Origin of the sequence: Pseudomonas sp. IT-93MI4 (assembly GCF_949767635.1) — a bacterium.
GTDB lineage: Bacteria > Pseudomonadota > Gammaproteobacteria > Pseudomonadales > Pseudomonadaceae > Aquipseudomonas > Aquipseudomonas putida_A.
The window spans coordinates 1-250 of the sequence record NZ_CATKPP010000052.1 but is presented as its reverse complement, the minus strand read 5'-3'; the positions used below and the strand labels follow the sequence as shown (position 1 = coordinate 250).

Annotated in this window: 1 protein-coding gene; it reads right to left on the bottom strand. The window is 60.4% G+C overall.

The annotated features are described in order from the left end of the window. Positions 1–250, bottom strand: a 250-nt coding sequence (locus ACM6I7_RS19125; RefSeq protein ID WP_414889047.1) for a hypothetical protein, incomplete at both ends; no start/stop codon positions are given.

The window sequence follows — 250 nt, the reverse complement described above, 5'->3', positions numbered from 1 at the left end:
GGCCAGCGCGCTCTGCGGCATTGCTTGCACCGTCAGGTCAAATACCCGGGACGGTGTTGGATGACCATCAATGATGACGACGTAGGAGATTTTTACCTGCTTACCCAGATTGAACGCGACCACGCTGTTGGGGATCGCAAACTCAAGCCCTTCGCTTACCGCACGCGGCACTGAGGTGTGCGACCCGCCGGCCGGCGTGCCGTCAGCGCCAGTCCAGGTGGCGATGATTTCATCAGTTGGCAGCAACGCG